The following is a 23,954-nucleotide window of genomic DNA, read 5'->3' on the forward strand; positions in this document are numbered from 1 at the left end:
GGGCTTTTTGCGTTTTTGTGGCCTGCGAATGACTGGACTTTGGTAACGTCATGGTTCCTGGTCCCCCTGACATTCAGGCAAGCCTTCCCTCGCTATATACGGTAAACTAATGCAGATTTTGCATCTGGAAGCCATTATGAGCCACTCACTTAAGCCCTGGAATACCTTCGGTATTGACCGTTCTGCCAAAACGATTGTTCGCGCCGAAACTGAAAAACAGCTACTGGATGCCTGGCAAAATGCCGCTGCACAGCGCCAGCCAATCCTGATCCTTGGTGAAGGAAGCAATGTTCTGTTCCTGAAGGATTATGCCGGTACGGTGATTATTAACCGTATTATGGGAATCGAAGTGAGTGAAACACCAGACGCGTGGCATTTGCATGTTGGCGCAGGAGAGAACTGGCATCAGCTAGTGCAGTTTGCGTTGAATAACGGCATGCCTGGCCTGGAAAATCTTGCCCTGATTCCTGGCTGCACCGGCTCCTCGCCGATTCAAAATATTGGTGCTTACGGCGTTGAATTACAAAAGGTTTGCCAGTACGTCGATTGCGTTGAGTTAGCGACTGGTGAGAAACTGCGCCTTTTCGCCGCGGAATGTCGTTTTGGCTACCGGGACAGTATTTTTAAGCATGAATATCAAGATCGCTACGCGATTGTGGCCGTTGGTTTGATGTTACCAAAAGAGTGGCAACCCGTTTTGACCTACGGCGATTTAACCCGGCTTGATCCGCAAACCGTTACCCCTCGGCAGGTGTTTGATGCCGTATGTCATATGCGCATGACCAAACTTCCCGATCCCAAAGTGAATGGAAATGCAGGGAGCTTCTTTAAGAATCCGGTCGTTAGCGCAGACAAGGCTCAAGCACTGCTGGCTGCCTATCCGAACATCCCCCACTATCCTCAGCCTGATGGCAGCATGAAGCTAGCCGCCGGCTGGCTTATCGATCAATGCCAGCTTAAAGGCAAAGTCATGGGCGGCGCAGCGGTACATAGCCAGCAGGCATTGGTATTAATCAATCATAATCAGGCAACCAGTGAAGATGTGGTTGAATTGGCTCACTACGTACGTCAACAGGTTGGTGAGAAGTTTGATATTTGGCTACAGCCGGAGGTGCGCTTTATTGGCGAAACGGGTGAAGTCAATGCCGAGGAGACTATTGCATGAAAGACTACACCGTTCCTTTGACGCTGATATCGATACTGGCTGATGCTGAATTTCACTCAGGTGAACAGCTTGGCGAGCGTTTAGGAATGAGCCGGGCAGCGATCAACAAGCATATTCAAACGTTGCGTGATTGGGGAGTCGACGTGTTCACCGTTCCGGGCAAAGGCTACAGTCTCCCTGAGCCTATCCAGCTACTGGACGAAGAGCAGATCGCCAGGCAGATTGAGCATGGTCGGGTAACCGTACTACCGGTGATAGATTCCACGAACCAGTATCTTCTGGACCGGCTCAGCGAACTGCAATCTGGTGATGCCTGCGTGGCTGAGTATCAGCAGGCTGGCCGCGGCCGCCGCGGGCGTAAGTGGTTCTCGCCGTTTGGGTCTAATCTTTACCTTTCAATGTACTGGCGACTGGAGCAGGGGCCTGCTGCGGCTATAGGTTTGAGTCTGGTCATCGGGATCGTCATTGCCGAGGTGCTGCAGAGCCTGGGGGCGGATAAAGTACGGGTGAAATGGCCGAACGACCTCTATTTGCAGGACCGCAAACTGTCCGGGATCCTGGTGGAACTGACGGGGAAAACCGGCGATGCGGCACAGATAGTCAGCGGCGCGGGGATTAATCTCATGATGCGCCGCGTGGAGTCTGATGTTGTCAATCAGGGCTGGATCAGCCTGCAGGAGGCCGGGATCTCTATCGATCGTAATCAGTTAGCCGCTTGTCTGATTAAAGAGCTGCGGGCAGGTTTTAAACTTTTTGAGAATGAGGGTCTGGCGCCCTATCTGGGCCGCTGGGAAAAGCTCGATAACTTTATTAACCGTCCGGTTAAACTTATTATTGGCGATAAAGAGATCTTTGGCATTTCTCGAGGTATTGATGCTCAAGGCGCATTATTACTGGAACAAGAAGGGGTGATAAAACCCTGGATTGGCGGTGAGATCTCATTGCGAGGCGCTGAATGAAAAAGGGGAGCCAGCGCTCCCCTTTTTATTTCCTTAACCGCACCTGATTGACTGAGTGGTTTGCGCTTTTTGTCATGATAAGGCTGGCTCGCTCACGCGTTGGTAAGATATTCTCTTTTAAATTCAAAAGATTAATCTCATTCCATAGCGATGTGGCAATATTAATAGCTTCGTCTTTAGACAACTGAGCATAGTTATGGAAATAAGAGTCCGGGTCGGTAAACGCCCCTTCGCGGAATTTCAGAAAACGATTGATATACCAGGTTTTGAGCAACTCTTCTGGCGCATCCACATAAATTGAAAAATCAACGAAGTCGGAAACAAATACATGATGCGGATCGTGAGGGTAATCCATTCCACTCTGCAAAACATTTAATCCCTCAAGAATTAATATATCAGGCTGAGTGACCGTCTTATCCCCATCCGGAATCACGTCATAAATGAGATGTGAATAGACCGGGGCCGTAGCGTCAGGTACACCGGATTTCAGGTCGGAGACGAATTTAACCAGGCGATGCATATCGTAAGACTGCGGGAAGCCTTTCTTCTTCATCAGTCCACGTTCTTTCAATACTGCGTTAGGGTGCAGAAAACCATCTGTCGTAATCAATTCTACATGTCGATGCTCAGGCCAGCGGCTAAGTAACGCCTGTAGTACGCGCGCGGTGGTGCTCTTCCCGACCGCCACGCTACCCGCAATGCTGATGATATAAGGAATACGCTGGCCGTTGGTGCCAAGGAATTGTTCCAGTACAGCCTGCCGGCGCAAATTAGAGCTGATATAGAAATTGAGTAAACGCGACAGCGGCAAATAAATCTCTGCAACTTCTTCCAGGGAAAGATCTTCGTTGATGCCTTTTAACCGCGTGATTTCTTCTTCTGTTAGCGTCATCGGAACGGAATCACGCAGTGCAGCCCATTGGTCGCGGTTAAATTGTAGATACGGTGTCATTAACGTTTGCTCTTTTAGGCTCATAAGCATGCTCTTGCAACCGCCGAATTACATGAAGGCGGGGTGCTTCACACTAGTTAATCAGGACAATGGGCAGGAGGGTAACACCAGATTGCGCGGAATAATAAGAAAAAAACTCATTGAATGATGCTTTCTAAAGGTAGCATCACAGAGATGAATGGTTTGGTAAGGGGATATAAAGTCCTCGGTAGAAGCCAGTGAGTTTTCATTGCATCTTATGGAGAGGCTGTGAGGAATCGATGCCGCTTTCGCGGTTTGGATATGCCTTTTGCCCTCCTCGTTAACTGTATTTGTGAAGAAGGTTGGCGTATTTTTGTCCGGCCCTGTTTGAAATTACACCGTTTTTTCTCGTTTGAGCACAAAATGTGAGCAATAGAACATTTTCTGCAATTTTTTAGTTGCATGAACTCGCAGGTCTCCCTAGAATGCGCGCTACTTGATGCCGACTTAGCTCAGTAGGTAGAGCAACTGACTTGTAATCAGTAGGTCACCAGTTCGATTCCGGTAGTCGGCACCATCAAGTGCCTGGTGGGGTTCCCGAGCGGCCAAAGGGAGCAGACTGTAAATCTGCCGTCATCGACTTCGAAGGTTCGAATCCTTCCCCCACCACCATCTTTCGGCAACGCTTTGCGGAGCCAGGGTTGATTGGTTAAACTGGTCAGCTCAAACAGAAAAAGAGACGCTTCTCTTTTTTTTGTTATAGAAAGAACTGGGTAGCCGAGTTTCAGGATGCGGGCATCGTATAATGGCTATTACCTCAGCCTTCCAAGCTGATGATGCGGGTTCGATTCCCGCTGCCCGCTCCAAACGTGCTGATATGGCTCAGTTGGTAGAGCGCACCCTTGGTAAGGGTGAGGTCCCCAGTTCGACTCTGGGTATCAGCACCACTTCTTTATCTCTCCTCCCCTGTTTCTCTCTAGTTTATTGCATTCAACAAGTCGGGCATGTTGCCCGGTTGATGTGGTGATATCACCGATTTATCCGTGTCTTAGAGGGACAATCGATGTCTAAAGAAAAGTTTGAACGTACAAAACCGCACGTTAACGTCGGTACTATCGGCCACGTTGACCATGGTAAAACAACGCTGACCGCTGCAATCACTACCGTTCTGGCTAAAACCTACGGTGGTTCTGCTCGCGCATTCGATCAGATCGATAACGCGCCGGAAGAAAAAGCTCGTGGTATCACCATCAACACGTCTCACGTTGAATATGACACCCCGACTCGCCACTACGCGCACGTAGACTGCCCGGGCCACGCCGACTATGTTAAAAACATGATCACCGGTGCTGCGCAGATGGACGGCGCGATCCTGGTTGTTGCTGCGACTGACGGCCCGATGCCGCAGACTCGTGAGCACATCCTGCTGGGTCGTCAGGTAGGCGTTCCGTACATCATCGTGTTCCTGAACAAATGCGACATGGTTGATGACGAAGAGCTGCTGGAACTGGTTGAAATGGAAGTTCGTGAACTTCTGTCCCAGTACGATTTCCCGGGCGACGACACCCCGATCGTTCGTGGTTCCGCTCTGAAAGCGCTGGAAGGCGACGCAGACTGGGAAGCGAAAATCATCGAACTGGCTGGCTACCTGGATTCTTACATCCCGGAACCAGAGCGTGCAATTGACAAGCCGTTCCTGCTGCCGATCGAAGACGTATTCTCCATCTCCGGTCGTGGTACCGTTGTTACCGGTCGTGTAGAACGCGGTATCATCAAAGTTGGCGAAGAAGTTGAAATCGTTGGTATCAAAGAGACTGCGAAGTCTACCTGTACTGGCGTTGAAATGTTCCGCAAACTGCTGGACGAAGGCCGTGCTGGTGAGAACGTTGGTGTTCTGCTGCGTGGTATCAAACGTGAAGAAATCGAACGTGGTCAGGTACTGGCTAAGCCGGGTTCCATCAAGCCGCACACCAAGTTCGAATCTGAAGTGTACATTCTGTCCAAAGACGAAGGCGGCCGTCATACTCCGTTCTTCAAAGGCTACCGTCCGCAGTTCTACTTCCGTACAACTGACGTGACTGGCACCATCGAACTGCCGGAAGGCGTAGAGATGGTCATGCCGGGCGACAACATCAAAATGGTTGTTACCCTGATCCACCCGATCGCGATGGACGACGGTCTGCGTTTCGCAATCCGTGAAGGCGGCCGTACCGTTGGCGCAGGCGTGGTTGCTAAAGTTCTCAGCTAATTGCTGATAACATTTGACGCAATGCGCAATAAAAGGGCATCATTTGATGCCCTTTTTGCACGCTTTCACACCAGAACCTGGCTCATCAGTGATTTTTTGGGTCATAATCATTGCTGAGACAGGCTCTGAAGAGGGCGTTAAGTCCGAAACGCAGCAGAGCATTTCGGTTTGGTCGCCTCGCATCTCATGCGGGGTGAAGTTATTTGTCTGAATTCTTGTGACAGGTTGGTTTATGAGTGCGAATACCGAAGCTCAAGGGAGCGGGCGCGGCCTCGAAGCGATGAAGTGGACAATCGTAGTCGTGCTGCTGGTCGTGGCCATCGTCGGCAACTTCCTTTATCGTGACATTATGCTGGCAGTGCGTGCGCTGGCTGTAGTGATTCTGATCGCTGCAGCGGGCGGTGTCGCGCTGTTAACGACAAAAGGTAAGGCGACAGTCGCCTTCGCTCGTGAAGCGAGAACCGAAGTCCGCAAGGTGATCTGGCCGACTCGCCAGGAAACGTTGCATACCACGCTGATTGTTGCCGCAGTGACAGCCGTAATGTCACTGATCCTGTGGGGACTGGATGGTATTCTGGTTCGCCTGGTATCCTTTATCACTGGCCTGAGGTTCTGAGATGTCTGAAGCTCCTAAAAAACGCTGGTACGTCGTTCAGGCGTTTTCCGGTTTTGAAGGTCGCGTAGCTACCTCGTTGCGTGAACATATCAAATTACACAATATGGAAGAGCTGTTTGGCGAAGTCATGGTGCCGACCGAAGAAGTGGTCGAAATCCGCGGCGGCCAGCGTCGTAAAAGCGAACGCAAATTCTTCCCGGGCTACGTGCTGGTCCAGATGGTGATGAACGACGCGAGCTGGCACCTGGTGCGCAGCGTACCGCGCGTGATGGGTTTCATCGGCGGTACGTCTGACCGTCCGGCACCGATCAGTGACAAAGAAGTCGACGCGATCATGAACCGCCTGCAGCAGGTTGGCGATAAGCCGCGGCCGAAAACGCTGTTTGAGCCGGGTGAAATGGTTCGCGTTAGCGACGGTCCATTTGCTGACTTTAACGGTGTGGTTGAAGAAGTGGACTACGAGAAGTCTCGTCTGAAAGTGTCCGTTTCTATCTTCGGTCGTGCGACGCCGGTTGAACTGGACTTCGCTCAGGTAGAAAAAGCCTAACAGCCGATCAAAAAAGCAACGTTTTAATCGTTGCATGAGGCGCGGAATTGACATACAATTTCGCGCCTTTTGTTTTTATGGGTCTGATTCCCATAAAGCGATATTTATCACGGGGAGCCTTTTCAGGCGCTACACCCAAACGAGGAAATTTACATGGCTAAGAAAGTACAAGCCTATGTCAAGCTGCAGGTTGCAGCTGGTATGGCAAACCCGAGTCCGCCGGTTGGTCCAGCACTGGGTCAGCAGGGTGTGAACATCATGGAATTCTGCAAAGCGTTCAACGCAAAAACTGAATCCCTGGAAAAAGGTCTGCCGATCCCGGTTGTTATTACCGTTTACGCTGACCGTTCTTTCACCTTCGTTACCAAAACTCCGCCGGCAGCAGTTCTGCTGAAAAAAGCGGCTGGTATCAAGTCTGGTTCCGGTAAACCGAACAAAGACAAAGTAGGTAAAATTTCCCGCGCTCAGCTGCAGGAAATCGCGCAGACCAAAGCTGCCGACATGACTGGTTCCGACATTGAAGCGATGACTCGCTCCATTGAAGGTACTGCACGTTCCATGGGCCTGGTAGTGGAGGACTAAGAAATGGCTAAACTGACCAAGCGCATGTCCGTGATTCGTGACAAAGTTGATGCGACCAAACAGTACGACATCAACGAAGCCATCTCTCTGCTGAAAGAACTGGCTACTGCTAAGTTCGTTGAAAGCGTTGATGTTGCCGTTAACCTCGGCATCGACGCTCGTAAATCTGACCAGAACGTCCGTGGCGCGACCGTACTGCCGCACGGTACTGGCCGTTCAGTTCGCGTAGCCGTATTTGCCCAGGGCCCGAACGCTGAAGCAGCTAAAGCTGCTGGCGCAGAGCTGGTAGGTATGGAAGATCTGGCTGACCAGATCAAAAAAGGCGAAATGAACTTTGACGTTGTTATTGCTTCCCCGGATGCAATGCGCGTTGTTGGCCAACTGGGCCAGGTTCTGGGTCCGCGCGGCCTGATGCCAAACCCGAAAGTGGGTACCGTAACGCCGAACGTTGCTGAAGCGGTTAAGAACGCTAAAGCAGGTCAGGTTCGTTACCGTAACGACAAAAACGGCATCATCCACACCACCATCGGTAAAGTGGATTTTGACGCTGATAAACTGAAAGAAAACCTGGAAGCTCTGCTGGTTGCGCTGAAAAAAGCGAAACCGACTCAGGCTAAAGGCGTGTACATCAAGAAAATCAGCATCTCCACCACCATGGGTGCTGGCGTTGCCGTTGATCAGGCTGGTCTGAGCGCTTCTGCGAACTAAGATTAGCTTTACGTGGGCGGTGAATTTGTCTACAATCTTACCCCCACGTTTGTTAACGAAAGTTAGCAGATAAAAAGATTTGTTCGTTGGAGCCTGGCCTATCCAGGCCTCCGTCGAAGACCGCAGGTGTTTCGCAAGAGACTTAATGCCCTGCGTAGACGGTGACAGAACGCTAAGATTATTTTTGGATACTCTGGCTTGTTTCTGCTCACCGTATTAAGACGCTCTTCTCTTTGAGTCGAGTGAAGTGAGTTCCAGAGCATGAGCTCTGGCAAACATCCAGGAGCAAAGCTAATGGCTTTAAATCTTCAAGACAAACAAGCGATTGTTGCTGAAGTCAGCGAAGTAGCCAAAGGCGCGCTGTCTGCAGTAGTTGCGGATTCCCGTGGCGTGACTGTAGACAAAATGACTGAACTGCGTAAAGCAGGTCGTGAAGCTGGCGTATACATGCGTGTTGTTCGTAACACCCTGCTGCGCCGCGTCGTTGAAGGTACTCCTTTCGAGTGCCTGAAAGACACGTTTGTTGGTCCGACCCTGATTGCATACTCTATGGAACACCCGGGCGCTGCCGCTCGTCTGTTCAAAGAGTTCGCGAAAGCGAATGCAAAATTTGAGGTCAAAGCCGCAGCCTTTGAAGGTGAGCTGATCCCGGCGTCGCAAATCGACCGCCTGGCAACTCTGCCGACCTACGAAGAAGCAATTGCACGCCTGATGGCAACCATGAAAGAAGCTTCGGCTGGCAAACTGGTTCGCACTCTGGCTGCTGTACGCGATGCGAAAGAAGCTGCTTAATCGCAGTTGTCTTTGTAAAGCATTCGCTTACGTATAAACTTATTCTGATATTCAGGAACAATTTAAATGTCTATCACTAAAGATCAAATCATTGAAGCAGTATCCGCTATGTCCGTAATGGACGTTGTTGAGCTGATCTCTGCAATGGAAGAAAAATTCGGTGTTTCCGCTGCTGCTGCTGTAGCTGTAGCTGCTGGCCCGGTTGAAGCTGCTGAAGAAAAAACTGAATTCGACGTAATTCTGAAAGGTATCGGCGCTAACAAAGTTGCCGTTATCAAAGCAGTACGTGGCGCAACTGGCCTGGGTCTGAAAGAAGCTAAAGACCTGGTAGAATCTGCTCCGGCCGCTCTGAAAGAAGGCGTGAGCAAAGATGACGCTGAAGCACTGAAAAAATCTCTGGAAGAAGCTGGCGCTGAAGTTGAAGTTAAATAAGCCAACCTTTCCGGTTGCAGCCTGAGAAATCAGGCTGATGGCTGGTGACTTTTTAGTCACCAGCCTTTTTGCGCTGTAAGGCGCCAGTAGAATTTCACACTGTTTGACTGCTGGTTGTCCTGACAATGCTTGTTTCTATAGACGACTTAATATACTGCGACAGGTTAGGGTTCCTGAGCTGTGTAAATCGCAATGAAATGGTTTAAGCGTGATAGAAACAGGTATTGCGGAAAGTGTTCCATTTTCCGGTCAACAAAATAGTGTTGCATAAAAAACTGCCTTATGTGGGCAGATGGGTCGACTTGTCAGCGAGCTGAGGAACCCTATGGTTTACTCCTATACCGAGAAAAAACGTATTCGTAAGGATTTTGGTAAACGTCCGCAGGTTCTGGACATACCTTATCTCCTTTCTATCCAGCTTGACTCGTTTCAGAAGTTCATCGAGCAAGATCCTGAAGGGCAGTATGGTCTGGAAGCAGCTTTCCGTTCCGTATTCCCGATTAAAAGCTACAGCGGTAACTCTGAGCTGCAGTACGTCAGCTACCGTCTGGGCGAACCGGTTTTTGACGTTAAAGAATGTCAGATCCGCGGCGTGACCTACTCGGCACCGCTGCGCGTAAAACTGCGTCTGGTGATCTACGAGCGCGAAGCGCCGGAAGGCACCGTTAAAGACATTAAAGAACAAGAAGTCTACATGGGCGAAATTCCGCTCATGACCGACAACGGTACCTTCGTTATCAACGGTACCGAGCGCGTTATCGTTTCTCAGCTGCACCGTAGCCCGGGCGTCTTCTTTGACAGTGACAAAGGTAAGACCCACTCTTCCGGTAAGGTCCTGTATAACGCACGTATCATTCCTTACCGTGGCTCCTGGCTGGACTTCGAGTTCGACCCGAAAGACAACCTGTTTGTCCGTATTGACCGTCGTCGTAAGCTGCCGGCTACCATCATCCTGCGCGCGCTGAATTACACCACTGAGCAGATCCTTGACCTGTTCTTCGAGAAAGTGGTCTTTGAAATTCGCGATAACAAGCTGCAGATGGAACTGGTTCCGGAGCGTCTGCGCGGCGAAACCGCCTCCTTCGACATCGAAGCGAACGGTAAAGTGTACGTTGAGAAAGGGCGTCGCATCACCGCACGTCACATTCGCCAACTGGAAAAAGACGATATCAAACATATCGAAGTTCCGGTTGAGTACATTGCGGGCAAAGTCGCCTCTAAAGATTATGTCGACGAATCTACTGGCGAGCTGATCTGCCCAGCGAACATGGAGCTGAGCCTGGATCTGCTGGCTAAGCTGAGCCAGTCTGGCCATAAGCGTATCGAAACGCTGTTCACCAACGATCTGGACCACGGTCCGTACATGTCTGAGACTGTACGCGTCGACCCGACCAATGACCGTCTGAGCGCGCTGGTAGAGATCTACCGCATGATGCGTCCTGGTGAGCCGCCGACTCGCGAAGCGGCTGAAAGCCTGTTCGAGAACCTGTTCTTCTCCGAAGACCGCTACGATCTGTCCGCGGTTGGTCGTATGAAGTTCAACCGTTCTCTGCTGCGCGACGAAATCGAAGGATCCGGTATCCTGAGCAAAGAAGACATCATCGAAGTGATGAAGAAGCTCATTGATATCCGTAACGGTAAAGGCGAAGTCGATGATATTGACCACCTCGGCAACCGTCGTATCCGTTCCGTAGGCGAAATGGCGGAAAACCAGTTCCGCGTTGGCCTGGTGCGCGTAGAGCGTGCGGTGAAAGAGCGTCTGTCTCTGGGCGATCTGGATACCCTGATGCCTCAGGATATGATCAACGCCAAGCCGATTTCCGCAGCAGTGAAAGAGTTCTTTGGTTCCAGCCAGCTGTCTCAGTTTATGGACCAGAACAACCCGCTGTCTGAGATTACGCACAAACGTCGTATCTCCGCACTCGGCCCGGGCGGTCTGACCCGTGAGCGCGCAGGCTTTGAAGTTCGAGACGTACATCCGACCCACTACGGTCGCGTATGCCCAATCGAAACGCCTGAAGGTCCGAACATCGGTCTGATCAACTCCCTGTCTGTGTACGCACAGACTAACGAATACGGCTTCCTTGAGACGCCGTATCGTAAAGTGACCGATGGTGTTGTAACCGACGAAATTCATTACCTGTCTGCTATCGAAGAAGGCAACTACGTTATCGCTCAGGCGAACTCCAACCTGGATGACGAAGGCCACTTTGTAGAAGATCTGGTTACTTGCCGTAGTAAAGGCGAATCCAGCTTGTTCAGCCGCGACCAGGTTGACTACATGGACGTATCCACCCAGCAGGTGGTTTCCGTCGGTGCGTCCCTGATCCCGTTCCTGGAACACGATGACGCCAACCGTGCATTGATGGGTGCGAACATGCAACGTCAGGCCGTTCCAACTCTGCGCGCTGATAAGCCGCTGGTTGGTACCGGTATGGAACGTGCTGTTGCCGTTGACTCCGGTGTAACTGCGGTTGCTAAACGTGGCGGTACCGTTCAGTACGTGGATGCTTCCCGTATCGTTATTAAAGTTAATGAAGACGAGATGTACCCGGGCGAAGCAGGTATCGACATCTATAACCTGACCAAGTACACCCGCTCGAACCAGAACACCTGTATCAACCAGATGCCGTGTGTCTCTCTGGGCGAGCCAATTGAGCGCGGCGACGTGCTGGCTGACGGCCCGTCCACCGACCTCGGTGAACTGGCGCTCGGTCAGAACATGCGCGTAGCGTTCATGCCGTGGAACGGTTACAACTTCGAAGACTCCATCCTCGTTTCCGAGCGTGTTGTCCAGGAAGACCGTTTTACCACCATCCACATTCAGGAACTGGCGTGCGTCTCTCGTGACACCAAGCTGGGGCCGGAAGAGATCACCGCCGACATCCCGAACGTGGGTGAAGCTGCGCTCTCTAAACTGGATGAATCCGGTATCGTTTATATCGGTGCGGAAGTGACCGGCGGCGATATTCTGGTTGGTAAGGTGACGCCGAAAGGTGAAACCCAGCTGACGCCGGAAGAGAAACTGCTGCGTGCGATCTTCGGTGAGAAAGCGTCTGACGTTAAAGACTCTTCCCTGCGCGTACCAAACGGTGTCTCCGGCACCATTATTGACGTTCAGGTCTTTACCCGCGACGGCGTAGAAAAAGACAAACGTGCGCTGGAAATCGAAGAGATGCAGCTCAAACAGGCTAAAAAAGACCTGTCTGAAGAACTGCAGATCCTCGAAGCTGGCTTGTTTGGTCGTATCTACGCGGTGCTGGTCTCCGGTGGTATCGAAGCTGAGAAGCTCGACAAGCTGCCGCGCGATCGCTGGCTGGAACTGGGCCTGACCGACGAAGAGAAGCAAAATCAGCTGGAACAGCTGGCTGAGCAGTACGACGAACTGAAACACGAGTTCGAGAAAAAACTCGAAGCGAAACGCCGCAAAATCACTCAGGGCGACGATCTGGCACCGGGCGTGCTGAAGATTGTTAAAGTGTATCTGGCCGTTAAACGTCAGATTCAGCCTGGTGACAAAATGGCAGGTCGTCACGGTAACAAGGGTGTTATCTCTAAGATCAACCCGATCGAAGATATGCCTTACGATGAAAACGGCACGCCGGTAGACATCGTACTGAACCCGCTGGGCGTACCGTCTCGTATGAACATCGGTCAGATCCTGGAAACCCACCTGGGTATGGCTGCGAAAGGTATTGGCGAGAAAATCAACGCCATGCTGAAACAGCAGCAGGAAGTCGCCAAACTGCGCGAGTTCATCCAGCGTGCCTACGATCTGGGTACCGACGTTCGTCAGAAGGTGGATCTGAATACCTTCACTGACGAAGAAGTTATGCGTCTCGCTGAAAACCTGAAAAAAGGTATGCCGATCGCAACGCCGGTCTTCGACGGTGCGAAAGAGTCTGAAATCAAGGAACTGTTACAGCTTGGTGGCCTGCCGACTTCCGGCCAGATCACCCTGTTCGACGGTCGTACCGGTGAGCAATTCGAGCGCCAGGTTACCGTTGGCTACATGTACATGCTGAAACTGAACCACCTGGTTGATGACAAAATGCATGCGCGTTCTACCGGTTCCTACAGCCTGGTTACTCAGCAGCCGCTGGGTGGTAAGGCGCAGTTCGGTGGTCAGCGCTTCGGGGAGATGGAAGTGTGGGCGCTGGAAGCATATGGCGCGGCATACACCCTGCAGGAAATGCTCACCGTTAAGTCTGATGACGTGAACGGCCGTACTAAGATGTATAAAAACATCGTAGACGGCAACCATCAGATGGAACCGGGCATGCCGGAATCCTTCAACGTACTGTTGAAAGAGATTCGCTCGCTGGGCATCAACATCGAACTGGAAGACGAGTAACTCTCGCTCAAACAGGTCACTGGTGCCGGGGTAAGACCCGGCGCCAGATTGTGCTAACTCCGACGGGAGCAAATCCGTGAAAGACTTATTAAAGTTTCTGAAAGCGCAAACTAAAACCGAAGAGTTTGATGCGATCAAAATTGCTCTGGCATCGCCAGACATGATCCGTTCATGGTCTTTTGGTGAAGTTAAAAAGCCGGAAACCATTAACTACCGTACGTTCAAACCTGAGCGTGACGGCCTTTTCTGTGCGCGTATTTTCGGGCCAGTAAAAGATTACGAGTGCCTGTGCGGTAAGTACAAGCGCCTGAAACACCGCGGTGTGATCTGTGAGAAGTGCGGCGTTGAAGTGACCCAGACTAAAGTGCGCCGTGAGCGTATGGGCCACATCGAGCTGGCGTCTCCGACCGCCCACATCTGGTTCCTGAAGTCTCTGCCGTCCCGTATCGGCCTGCTGCTCGATATGCCGCTGCGCGATATCGAACGCGTGCTGTACTTCGAATCCTATGTGGTTATCGAAGGTGGTATGACCAACCTGGAACGCCAGCAGATCCTGACTGAAGAGCAGTATCTGGATGCGCTGGAAGAGTTCGGTGACGAATTTGACGCGAAGATGGGTGCGGAAGCTATCCAGGCCCTGCTGAAGAGCATGGATCTGGAGCAAGAGTGTGAAACTCTGCGCGAAGAGCTGAACGAAACCAACTCCGAAACCAAGCGTAAGAAGCTGACCAAGCGTATCAAACTGCTGGAAGCGTTCGTCCAGTCTGGCAACAAGCCGGAGTGGATGATCCTGACCGTTCTGCCGGTACTGCCGCCAGATCTGCGTCCGCTGGTTCCGCTGGATGGCGGTCGTTTTGCGACTTCTGACCTGAACGATCTGTATCGTCGCGTCATTAACCGTAACAACCGTCTGAAACGTCTGCTGGATCTGGCCGCGCCGGACATCATCGTACGCAACGAAAAACGTATGCTGCAGGAAGCGGTTGACGCCCTGCTGGATAACGGTCGTCGCGGTCGTGCGATCACCGGTTCTAACAAGCGTCCTCTGAAATCTTTGGCCGATATGATCAAAGGTAAGCAGGGTCGTTTCCGTCAGAACCTGCTCGGTAAGCGCGTTGACTACTCCGGTCGTTCGGTTATCACCGTAGGTCCATACCTGCGTCTGCATCAGTGCGGTCTGCCGAAGAAAATGGCGCTGGAGCTGTTCAAACCGTTCATCTACGGCAAGCTGGAGCTGCGTGGCCTCGCCACCACCATCAAAGCCGCGAAGAAAATGGTTGAGCGCGAAGAAGCTGTCGTTTGGGATATCCTGGACGAAGTTATCCGCGAACACCCGGTACTGCTGAACCGTGCACCAACTCTGCACCGTCTGGGTATCCAGGCATTTGAGCCGGTACTGATCGAAGGTAAAGCTATTCAGCTTCACCCGCTGGTTTGTGCGGCATACAACGCCGACTTCGATGGTGACCAGATGGCTGTTCACGTACCGCTGACGCTGGAAGCCCAGCTCGAAGCGCGTGCGCTGATGATGTCTACCAACAACATCCTGTCCCCGGCGAACGGCGAACCTATCATCGTTCCGTCTCAGGACGTTGTACTGGGTCTGTACTACATGACCCGTGACTGTGTTAACGCCAAAGGCGAAGGCATGGTGCTGACTGGCCCGAAAGAAGCTGAGCGTATTTACCGCGCTGGCCTGGCCTCTCTGCATGCGCGCGTTAAAGTGCGTATCACCGAATACGAAAAAGATGAAAACGGCGAGTTCGTTGCGAAAACCAGCCTGAAAGATACGACCGTTGGTCGTGCCATTCTGTGGATGATCGTACCGAAAGGTCTGCCTTTCTCCATCGTCAACCAGGCGCTGGGTAAGAAAGCCATCTCCAAGATGCTGAACACCTGCTACCGTATTCTGGGCCTGAAACCGACCGTTATTTTTGCGGATCAGACGATGTACACCGGCTTTGCTTATGCAGCGCGTTCAGGTGCATCCGTTGGTATCGATGACATGGTCATCCCGGAGAAAAAATACGAGATCATCAGCGAAGCGGAAGCAGAAGTTGCTGAGATTCAGGAGCAGTTCCAGTCTGGTCTGGTGACCGCGGGCGAACGCTACAACAAAGTTATCGATATCTGGGCTGCGGCGAACGATCGTGTATCCAAAGCGATGATGGACAACCTGCAAACTGAAACCGTTATTAACCGTAACGGCGAAGAAGAGCAGCAGGTCTCCTTCAACAGCATCTACATGATGGCCGACTCCGGTGCGCGTGGTTCTGCTGCACAGATTCGTCAGCTTGCCGGTATGCGTGGTCTGATGGCGAAGCCGGATGGCTCCATCATCGAAACGCCGATCACCGCGAACTTCCGTGAAGGTCTGAACGTACTCCAGTACTTCATCTCCACGCACGGTGCGCGTAAAGGTCTGGCGGATACCGCACTGAAAACGGCGAACTCCGGTTACCTGACTCGTCGTCTGGTTGACGTCGCGCAGGACCTGGTCGTCACTGAAGATGACTGCGGCACCCTGGAAGGCATCACCATGACCCCGGTTATCGAGGGTGGCGATGTTAAAGAGCCGCTGCGCGATCGCGTTCTGGGTCGTGTGACTGCTGAAGACGTTCTGAAGCCGGGTACGGCGGACATTCTGGTTCCACGCAACACGCTGCTGCACGAGCACTGGTGCGATCTGCTGGAAGAGAACTCCGTTGACTCCGTCAAAGTACGTTCCGTTGTATCCTGCGACACCGACTTTGGTGTATGTGCCCACTGCTACGGTCGTGACCTGGCGCGTGGCCACATCATCAACAAAGGTGAGGCTATCGGCGTTATCGCGGCACAGTCCATCGGTGAGCCGGGTACACAGCTGACGATGCGTACGTTCCACATCGGTGGTGCGGCATCTCGTGCGGCTGCTGAGTCCAGCATCCAGGTGAAAAACAAAGGTAGCATCCGTCTGAGCAACGCGAAGTCGGTTGTGAACTCCAGCGGTAAGCTGGTTATTACCTCCCGTAATACCGAGCTGAAGCTGATCGACGAATTCGGTCGTACCAAAGAGAGCTATAAAGTGCCTTACGGCTCCGTTATGGCTAAAGGTGATGGCGAGCAGGTTGCCGGTGGTGAAACCGTAGCAAACTGGGATCCGCACACCATGCCGGTTATCACGGAAGTGAGTGGTTTCGTCCGCTTCACTGACATGATTGACGGCCAGACCATTACTCGTCAGACCGACGAGCTGACCGGTCTGTCTTCTCTGGTGGTTCTGGATTCTGCAGAGCGTACCACTGGCGGTAAAGACCTGCGTCCGGCGCTGAAAATCGTTGATGCTCAGGGCAATGACGTTCTGATCCCTGGCACCGATATGCCTGCGCAGTACTTCCTGCCGGGTAAAGCGATTGTTCAGCTGGAAGATGGCGTACAGATCAGCTCTGGTGACACCCTGGCGCGTGTACCGCAGGAATCTGGCGGTACCAAGGACATCACCGGTGGTCTGCCGCGCGTTGCGGATCTGTTCGAAGCACGTCGTCCGAAAGAGCCGGCAATCCTGGCTGAAATCAGCGGCATCATTTCCTTCGGTAAAGAAACCAAAGGGAAACGTCGTCTGGTTATCACCCCGGTAGACGGTAGCGATCCGTACGAAGAGATGATTCCTAAGTGGCGTCAGCTCAACGTGTTCGAAGGTGAACGTGTAGAACGTGGTGACGTGGTTTCCGACGGTCCGGAAGCGCCGCACGACATTCTGCGTCTGCGTGGCGTGCATGCTGTGACGCGTTACATTGTTAACGAAGTTCAGGACGTATACCGTTTGCAGGGCGTTAAGATTAACGATAAGCACATCGAAGTTATCGTTCGTCAGATGCTGCGTAAAGCGACCATCGAAAGCGCCGGTAGCTCCGACTTCCTGGAAGGCGAACAGGTTGAATACTCTCGCGTTAAGATTGCAAACCGCGATCTGGAAGCGAATGGCAAAGTGGGGGCAACATTCGCCCGCGATCTGCTGGGTATCACCAAAGCGTCTCTGGCAACCGAATCGTTCATCTCTGCCGCATCGTTCCAGGAGACCACGCGTGTCCTGACCGAAGCAGCCGTAGCGGGTAAACGCGACGAACTGCGTGGCCTGAAAGAGAACGTTATCGTGGGTCGTTTGATCCCGGCCGGTACCGGTTATGCGTATCACCAGGATCGTATGCGCCGTCGCGCAGCGGGCGAGCTGCCAGCAGCGCCGCAGGTCAGCGTGGAAGAAGCTTCTGCCAACCTGGCAGAACTGCTGAACGCCGGTCTGGGCGGATCTGACAACGATTAATCGTTGATTCGCTAAGCGCTTAAAAAGCCAGTCAGGTAACCTGACTGGCTTTTTTTTTGCCTGCCAGTTTATTATCATTATTTCTATATCTACTTTTCGATTACATTTTATTGATATATTTGCTGCAATTAATTAGCAAGTATAAGCATCTGCCGTAATTATTTATTTTCTTTTCTGATTTTCATCATCTATCAATGGGTGAAAATTCTACACGTATCAAAAAATAAGCGCCGCAAACGCTATATAGTCAAAAAACTAAAATAATCATGTGATTACTTTCCCTGTTCTTTTCGGTTTACCGCAGCCGAGGGGATGGTTACGCCCGTCAAAAAGGCGATGGAGGAGGTGAACAAATAAAAACAAAGCGGAGAGTATTGTCGTTATTTAATGGATAGCTTCTGGGGGATGTATGGAATTTGCTATACAACTTATCATTATCTTAATTTGTCTGTTCTATGGCGCGAAAAAGGGCGGCATTGCGCTCGGCCTTTTGGGCGGAATTGGCTTAGTCATCCTGGTCTTTGTTTTTCATCTTAAGCCCGGAAAACCTCCCGTCGATGTCATGCTGGTGATTATCGCCGTAGTGGCCGCATCGGCGACGCTGCAGGCTTCCGGTGGGTTAGACGTCATGCTGCAGATTGCCGAGAAGCTCCTGCGGCGAAACCCGAAATATGTCTCGATCGTCGCGCCATTCGTCACCTGTACGCTGACGATTCTTTGCGGCACGGGGCACGTGGTATATACCATCCTGCCGATTATTTATGATGTCGCCATCAAAAATAATATTCGTCCGGAGCGCCCCATGGCCGCCAGCTCGATCGGCGCGCAGATGGGGATCATCGCCAGCCCGGTTTCCGTAGCGGTCGTCTCGCTGGTGGCGATGCTTGGCAATTTTACCTTTAACGGTAAGCACCTTGAGTTTCTCGATCTGCTGGCAATAACCATTCCGTCCACGCTGCTGGGGATTCTGGCCATTGGTATCTTCAGCTGGTTTCGCGGCAAAGATCTCGATAAAGATCCGGAGTTCCAGGCCTTTATCGCAGTACCGGAAAACCGCCACTACGTTTATGGCGACACGGCCACGTTGCTGGATAAGAAGCTTCCGACCAGTAACTGGATCGCGATGTGGATTTTTCTGGCCTCGATAGCGGTGGTTGCCTTACTCGGCGCCTTCTCCGAACTGCGTCCGGTTGTCGACGGTAAAGCGCTGTCGATGGTGCTGGTGATCCAGATGTTTATGCTGCTCTCCGGAGCGCTCATCATCATTATTACGAAAACCAACCCGGCTTCGATTTCCAAAAATGAGGTTTTCCGTTCCGGCATGATCGCTATCGTGGCCGTATACGGCATCGCGTGGATGGCGGAGACCATGTTCGGCGCGCATATGACCGAGATTAAAGGCGTGCTCGGGGAGATGGTGAAGGAGTACCCGTGGGCCTACGCCATCGTTCTGCTGCTAGTATCGAAGTTTGTTAACTCCCAGGCGGCTGCCCTGGCGGCGATTGTCCCGGTGGCGTTGGCGATTGGCGTCGACCCGGCCTACATCGTCGCTTCCGCGCCAGCCTGCTACGGTTACTATATTCTGCCGACCTACCCAAGCGATCTGGCGGCGATTCAGTTCGATCGCTCAGGTACGACGCATATCGGTCGCTTTGTGATTAACCATAGCTTTATTCTGCCCGGACTTATTGGCGTCAGCGTCTCTTGCGTCTTTGGTTGGGTGTTTGCGGCAATGTACGGATTTCTTTAAGAGAGGATTCAGGCGCCGGTAGCGGCGCCTGTTGACGTTATTGGGCGAGCGGAATTCGGCGATAGAGTTCAATCATGTCGGTTGCCAGATCCTGAATGACCATCGCGTTCATCAGGTGATCCTGAGAGTGTACGGTAATCAGGTTAACCGGAAGCTTGCCGCTGCCTTCATCCATGCCAATCAGCTGGGTCTGGATTTTGTGCGCATGCTTGACGAATTCGTGGGATTCCGTCATCGCCTGTTCGGCGGCGGCAAAATCGCCTTTACGCGCCAGCTGCAGAGCGGTTAAAGCCGAGCTGCGCGCTGAACCGGCGTTAACCAGCAGCTCCATGATGATCGTTTCTAAATCTTCCATCTCTTACTCCATCAACTTCAGGGCTTTATCAAGCACGGCATCGCCTTTCATCATGCCGTAATCCATCATATCGATAACGGCGACTTTTTTCCCAAACGGGTCGGCCATAGCCTGTAGCTTGGCTTGCTCGTACTTCACCTGAGGACCGAGCAGGATAATATCGGCAGCCGCAAGATTATCTTTAAACTCGGCAACCGGTACGGCTTTGATCGAGACTTCCACGCCTTTTTGTTGCGCAGCGGCCTGCATTCGTTGAACCAGCATGCTGGTGGACATACCTGCGGCACAGCATAAAACGATATTCTTCATAATTGATGGCCCTTATGTTCCTTGATGTACCATCTTTATCGCGGGCTGGCGGGTGGGACAACCGCTTTACGGCGATTGTGTGTAAGTCATCACAAAATAATGAAACCGGTTTCGGATTTGGGGTTGAAAACGGTAAAAGCCCGCGCGGCCGGGCCTATAGCAACGGGCTCTCTTAGGTGCGAACGATACGATTCTTGCCCTGCTGCTTGGCTTTATAAAGCGCTTCATCAACGCGCACGACAAGCTGCTCCAGGGGCTCCATATTCCATTCGCCCAAGCCTGCGCTAAAGGTGACGGTCAATCCCTCTTCACGCCAGGAGCGCTGCGCGACGCTGGCTCGCCAGCTTTCCAGCAGCATCAGAGCGTTATCAATATGCTCGTCGGAAAATATCACCGCAAACTCTTCGCCGCCGTAGCGGTAAAGTGAAATTTGCAGGGGCTGGAGGATCTGCAGCCCTTCGCGGGCGACGTTGCGCAGAACGATATCACCGTTGAGATGACCCCAGGTGTCGTTTATCGTTTTGAAGTTATCAATATCAACCAGTGCGAGAGAGAAAGGGTGATGATCGTTCATCAGCGCGGCGATATCGCTATCGAAGGCGCGTCGGTTTTTGCAGCCGGTTAATGCATCGATGGTCGCCTGGCGAACATAGGTTAACTCACGCTGCTTATTGCTCTCGATGGCTTTGCTGAGCATCGCTTCCAGGCGCGGGGCGCGCTGAACATCTCCGGTTTTAATGGCGTTGATGATGTTCATTAACACCGTACGTGAAGCATGGCGTAGATACAGGCCAAACAGCACGATGACGATCGCTGCCAGGGCAAAGCTCCAGGCAACGATATCCGTTTCATGGCGCGTTAAGTTGACCAGCGTCGAGTTATCGACCCGATAAATGACAAACCAGTCGGGGTTGGTAAAGGAATAGTAATAGTACCAGCCGTCGGTCACCGCGTCATAAAGCTGGCCTTCACCGCTGGTCATTCTGTCCATCAAGGCTTCACTGACGTAGGGTTTGAATAAGGCGCCAGGGTCGGGATGGAGAACGACTTTACCATCGCGTTGCACCACAAAAAATTCCCCCTGAACCGGGGCGACCATTTGCCGTAACGCGTAGCCCATTGAGGTCAGATCGAGATGAAAAGCGAGGCTGCCCTTCAGCCGCCCTTCCGGGGAAATAATGGGTTTATAGAGGGTAATGGTCGGATGATGCGTGAAGTAGTCGATGTACGGGCTGGTATACAGGCTGAAGGTACTGGCTTGCGCTTGCTTAATAAACCATGGTCTCGATTTGGCATCGAAGGACTGGCTGTCTTCGGTCTCAAGGACTTCGGGCGCGCGCAGATAGTGCCCGTTGGTATCCGCCAGCGAGATGGACGAAACGGTCTGCATCATATTTTGCAGCTGCATCAACTGCATCAGGCCCTTTTCAGGATTAACGTTCACCGCATTGTTCAGCTCGTCATTACGCGCAAAGAACGTCGTGGCGCGGGTGAGGATAAAATCGTTGCCCCGCAGCAGCGTCTCCGTGTAGTTGGTCGCCATATTGTGGGTAAAGTTGCGGTTAATGTGATGATAATCTTCGAGAAAATCTTTCCTCTGGGTCATCGTGGCAAACACCGCGATAAGCAAGAAGCTGATTAAAATACCCGCAAACCCGATGACGATCGGCGTGGTGAAAGAGAGCTTTCTATTATGACGAGCCATGAGTCGTAAATCGTTCCAGAAGCGTTAAACCGTGGGTGAAGACGCAGGTTTAGCCAGCATGCCTGCTGAGCGAATCAGATAAAACTCCGATAATTATAACTCTGACGTTGTGATATGGGCTGATTAATATTCGATATTAATAGAATTACCCTTGCGGCGCAGAGATGGAGCAGGGCGAAATGAGGAAGAGCTATTATTCGCCCTGGACAGCATCCGTTGCTGACGAGGGCAGAATAGAGAAACGGAAATATAACCACAATCTTCCGTTTCTCTTATTACGATCGTGCGCGAAGAACATTTAAGAAATGACATTCTTCATCATGACGACTGGGAAGCGCGTCCCAGCCAGCTATCCCAATCCTTCCAGACCGGCTGCAGCCCGCTGGCCACCAGCGCGCGGGCGACCTCTTCCGGGCGACGGTCATCATGAGGCGAGAACTGCTCCAGCTCAGGATGGTTATCGGCATATCCGCCGGGCTGGGTTTTCGAAAATGCGCTGACGTTGTTGATGGCCAGCGGGATCACCCGATCGCGGAACCAGGGGGATTCGCGGGTGGAGAGCGAGAGCTCCACTTCCGGAGCCAGCAGGCGGAAAGCGCAGATGGTCTGCACCAGCTGTCGTTCATCCATTAAAGAGGCGGGCTCGATTCCCCCGGCGCAAGGGCGCAGCCGCGGAAAGGAGATGGAGTAGCGGCTTCGCCAGTAGTGCTGCTGGAGCCACAGCAGATGTTCCGCCACCATAAAGCAATCCACCCGCCAGCTGTCGGAGAGGCCAATTAATGCGCCAAGGCCAATTTTATCAATCCCCGCCTGTCCGAGCCTGTCCGGCGTATCCAGCCGCCAGAAGAAGTCCTGCTTTTTCCCTTTCAGATGATGTTTCGCATACATGCTTTCATGATAGGTCTCCTGATAGACCATCACTCCGTCCAGGCCGAGGGTTTTCAGCTCGGCGTACTCTTCCATCGCCAGCGGCTGAACCTCCATCTGCAGCGAGGCGAACTGGCGGCGAATCGCGGGCAGATGTTGACGAAAATAGTCCATGCCGACTTTGCCCTGATGTTCGCCGGTGACCAGCAGCAGATGCTCAAAGCCCATTGCGCGGATCGCCGCGCATTCACGGGCAATTTCCGTTTCATCCAGGGTCTTGCGCTTGATGCGGTTACTCATTGAGAAACCGCAGTAGGTACAGTCGTTGGCGCACAGATTCGAGAGATACAGCGGGACATAAAAGCTGACGGTATTGCCAAAGCGCTGGCGAGTCAGGCGCTGGGCGCGCTGGGCCAGAGGCTCCAGATAATCCGCGGCGGCGGGCGAGAGCAGGGCCATCATATCGTCGCGGCTAAGCTGTTTGGCCGCCAGGGCGCGTTCAACGTCGGCGGGAGTTTTCCCGTTGATCCGCAGGCGAATGTCGTCCCAGTCCAGCTGCCGCCAACGGTCAGTGAAGGTGTTCATACCCGCGCCTCCAGAAAGCCGGTCAGCGGGCTGGTGGCCTGCGCCTGCGTGCTGCGCGCGCCCGGGCCAGCCTGCCGCGCCAGCAATCCGGCATCGATCGCTAAGCGGAAGGCGCGGGCCATGGTTACCGGATCGTCGGCCACGGCGATGGCGGTATTCACCAGTACCGCGTCAGCGCCCATTTCCAGCGCCTGCGCAGCGTGGCTCGGTACGCCTATACCCGCATCAACGACCACCGGGACCGTGGCCTGCTCGATAATAATTTCCAGCATCGCTTTGGTTTCCAGTCCCTGATTGGAGCCAATTGGCGCGCCGAGCGGCATCACCGCCGCGCAGCCCGCTTCTTCCAGACGTTTGCACAGCACCGGATCGGCGCCGCAGTAGGGCAGCACCACGAAGCCTTCCCGTACCAGAATTTCCGCCGCTTTCAGCGTTTCAATCGGGTCGGGGAGCAGCCAGCGGGCGTCCGGGTGAATTTCCAGTTTCAGCCAGTGAGTACCCAGCGCTTCCCGCGCCAGACGGGCGGCAAAGACCGCTTCTTCCGCCGTTTTGGCGCCGGAGGTGTTGGGCAGCAGGCTAACGCCAGCCGCCAACAGCGGCGCGAGGATCGCGTCATTATGCTGACGAAGATCGACGCGCTTCATCGCCAGCGTTACCAGCTGGCTGCCGGAGGCGCGAATGGCCTCCACCATGACGTCGGGGGCAGCGAATTTACCGGTGCCGGTGAAAAGATGGGACTCAAACGTTTTATCCGCAATACGTAACAT

Annotated in this window: 18 protein-coding genes and 4 tRNA genes; 16 read left to right on the top strand and 6 right to left on the bottom strand. The window is 52.8% G+C overall.

The genetic code is table 11. From position 1 onward, the window contains the following. The first annotated feature begins 136 nt into the window (after positions 1-136). Both murB and birA read left to right on the top strand, forming a co-directional pair. Complete coding sequence (murB, locus tag KOSB73_RS02450) at positions 137-1,165, top strand: UDP-N-acetylmuramate dehydrogenase (RefSeq protein ID WP_004870477.1); 1,029 nt, start codon at positions 137-139, stop codon at positions 1,163-1,165. Further along, positions 1,162-2,124 carry a bifunctional biotin--[acetyl-CoA-carboxylase] ligase/biotin operon repressor BirA gene (gene birA, locus KOSB73_RS02455; RefSeq protein WP_004127571.1) on the top strand — a complete coding sequence of 321 codons (963 nt, stop codon included), beginning with the start codon at positions 1,162-1,164 and terminating at the stop codon, positions 2,122-2,124. The genes murB and birA overlap by 4 nt, the downstream gene beginning before the upstream one ends. Before the next feature lie 25 nt (positions 2,125-2,149). Here birA and coaA read toward each other — a convergent pair whose 3' ends face one another. After that, positions 2,150-3,100, bottom strand: a complete 951-nt coding sequence (gene coaA, locus KOSB73_RS02460; protein WP_004127574.1) for a type I pantothenate kinase — start codon at positions 3,098-3,100, stop codon at positions 2,150-2,152. Between the two features lie 438 nt (positions 3,101-3,538). Between coaA and KOSB73_RS02465 the strand changes: the two genes are divergently transcribed. The 14 genes from KOSB73_RS02465 to KOSB73_RS02540 all read left to right on the top strand — a co-directional run bounded on the left by KOSB73_RS02465 (position 3,539) and on the right by KOSB73_RS02540 (position 19,366). Continuing rightward, positions 3,539-3,614 (top strand) — tRNA-Thr (locus KOSB73_RS02465). A gap of 10 nt (positions 3,615-3,624) precedes the next feature. Next, positions 3,625-3,709: transfer RNA gene (locus KOSB73_RS02470), tRNA-Tyr, on the top strand. A gap of 119 nt (positions 3,710-3,828) precedes the next feature. Beyond that, positions 3,829-3,903, top strand: a tRNA-Gly gene (locus KOSB73_RS02475). A 5-nt stretch (positions 3,904-3,908) separates the two neighbouring features. Continuing rightward, positions 3,909-3,984, top strand: a tRNA-Thr gene (locus tag KOSB73_RS02480). Between the two features lie 116 nt (positions 3,985-4,100). Further along, positions 4,101-5,285: an elongation factor Tu gene (gene tuf, locus KOSB73_RS02485; RefSeq protein ID WP_098140207.1), complete on the top strand. Its 1,185-nt coding sequence runs from the start codon at positions 4,101-4,103 to the stop codon at positions 5,283-5,285. 232 nt (positions 5,286-5,517) lie between these two features. Then, on the top strand, positions 5,518-5,901 hold the full coding sequence (gene secE / locus KOSB73_RS02495) for a preprotein translocase subunit SecE (protein ID WP_004097638.1): 384 nt from the start codon (positions 5,518-5,520) through the stop codon (positions 5,899-5,901). Between the two features lies 1 nt (position 5,902). Continuing rightward, a complete protein-coding gene (nusG, locus tag KOSB73_RS02500) occupies positions 5,903-6,448 on the top strand; it encodes a transcription termination/antitermination protein NusG (RefSeq protein WP_002438628.1) in 546 nt (181 codons plus the stop codon). A 153-nt stretch (positions 6,449-6,601) separates the two neighbouring features. Then, positions 6,602-7,030 (top strand): 50S ribosomal protein L11, encoded by a 429-nt coding sequence (gene rplK, locus KOSB73_RS02505; RefSeq protein WP_004097640.1) that lies wholly within the window; start codon positions 6,602-6,604, stop codon positions 7,028-7,030. A 3-nt stretch (positions 7,031-7,033) separates the two neighbouring features. After that, entirely contained in the window at positions 7,034-7,738 is a 705-nt protein-coding gene (gene rplA / locus KOSB73_RS02510; protein WP_004097642.1) for a 50S ribosomal protein L1, read from the top strand. 294 nt (positions 7,739-8,032) lie between these two features. Further along, complete coding sequence (gene rplJ / locus KOSB73_RS02520; RefSeq protein WP_004097644.1) at positions 8,033-8,530, top strand: 50S ribosomal protein L10; 498 nt, start codon at positions 8,033-8,035, stop codon at positions 8,528-8,530. Between the two features lie 66 nt (positions 8,531-8,596). Continuing rightward, a complete protein-coding gene (gene rplL / locus KOSB73_RS02525; protein WP_004097645.1) occupies positions 8,597-8,962 on the top strand; it encodes a 50S ribosomal protein L7/L12 in 366 nt (121 codons plus the stop codon). A gap of 325 nt (positions 8,963-9,287) precedes the next feature. Next, positions 9,288-13,316: a DNA-directed RNA polymerase subunit beta gene (gene rpoB / locus KOSB73_RS02530; protein WP_024360687.1), complete on the top strand. Its 4,029-nt coding sequence runs from the start codon at positions 9,288-9,290 to the stop codon at positions 13,314-13,316. Positions 13,317-13,392: 76 nt separating this feature from the next. After that, complete coding sequence (gene rpoC, locus KOSB73_RS02535) at positions 13,393-17,616, top strand: DNA-directed RNA polymerase subunit beta' (protein ID WP_004127580.1); 4,224 nt, start codon at positions 13,393-13,395, stop codon at positions 17,614-17,616. 409 nt (positions 17,617-18,025) lie between these two features. Further along, positions 18,026-19,366: an anaerobic C4-dicarboxylate transporter gene (locus KOSB73_RS02540; protein WP_004870490.1), complete on the top strand. Its 1,341-nt coding sequence runs from the start codon at positions 18,026-18,028 to the stop codon at positions 19,364-19,366. A gap of 37 nt (positions 19,367-19,403) precedes the next feature. On the opposite strand, the gene KOSB73_RS02545 is transcribed toward KOSB73_RS02540, so the two are convergent. From KOSB73_RS02545 to thiG, 5 genes are all read right to left on the bottom strand, one after another. Next, positions 19,404-19,721 (bottom strand): PTS lactose/cellobiose transporter subunit IIA, encoded by a 318-nt coding sequence (locus KOSB73_RS02545; protein ID WP_004870492.1) that lies wholly within the window; start codon positions 19,719-19,721, stop codon positions 19,404-19,406. Between the two features lie 3 nt (positions 19,722-19,724). Further along, the gene (locus tag KOSB73_RS02550) at positions 19,725-20,030 is read right to left on the bottom strand and encodes a PTS sugar transporter subunit IIB (protein ID WP_004097653.1); all 306 of its coding nucleotides are present in this window, start codon (positions 20,028-20,030) and stop codon (positions 19,725-19,727) included. A gap of 172 nt (positions 20,031-20,202) precedes the next feature. Further along, the gene (locus KOSB73_RS02555; protein ID WP_098140208.1) at positions 20,203-21,735 is read right to left on the bottom strand and encodes a sensor domain-containing diguanylate cyclase; all 1,533 of its coding nucleotides are present in this window, start codon (positions 21,733-21,735) and stop codon (positions 20,203-20,205) included. A gap of 318 nt (positions 21,736-22,053) precedes the next feature. After that, positions 22,054-23,187 carry a 2-iminoacetate synthase ThiH gene (gene thiH / locus KOSB73_RS02560; RefSeq protein ID WP_024360690.1) on the bottom strand — a complete coding sequence of 378 codons (1,134 nt, stop codon included), beginning with the start codon at positions 23,185-23,187 and terminating at the stop codon, positions 22,054-22,056. Continuing rightward, positions 23,184-23,954: a thiazole synthase gene (gene thiG / locus KOSB73_RS02565; RefSeq protein WP_049132040.1), complete on the bottom strand. Its 771-nt coding sequence runs from the start codon at positions 23,952-23,954 to the stop codon at positions 23,184-23,186. The genes thiH and thiG overlap by 4 nt, the downstream gene beginning before the upstream one ends.

This window comes from Klebsiella grimontii, assembly GCF_900200035.1.
GTDB lineage: Bacteria > Pseudomonadota > Gammaproteobacteria > Enterobacterales > Enterobacteriaceae > Klebsiella > Klebsiella grimontii.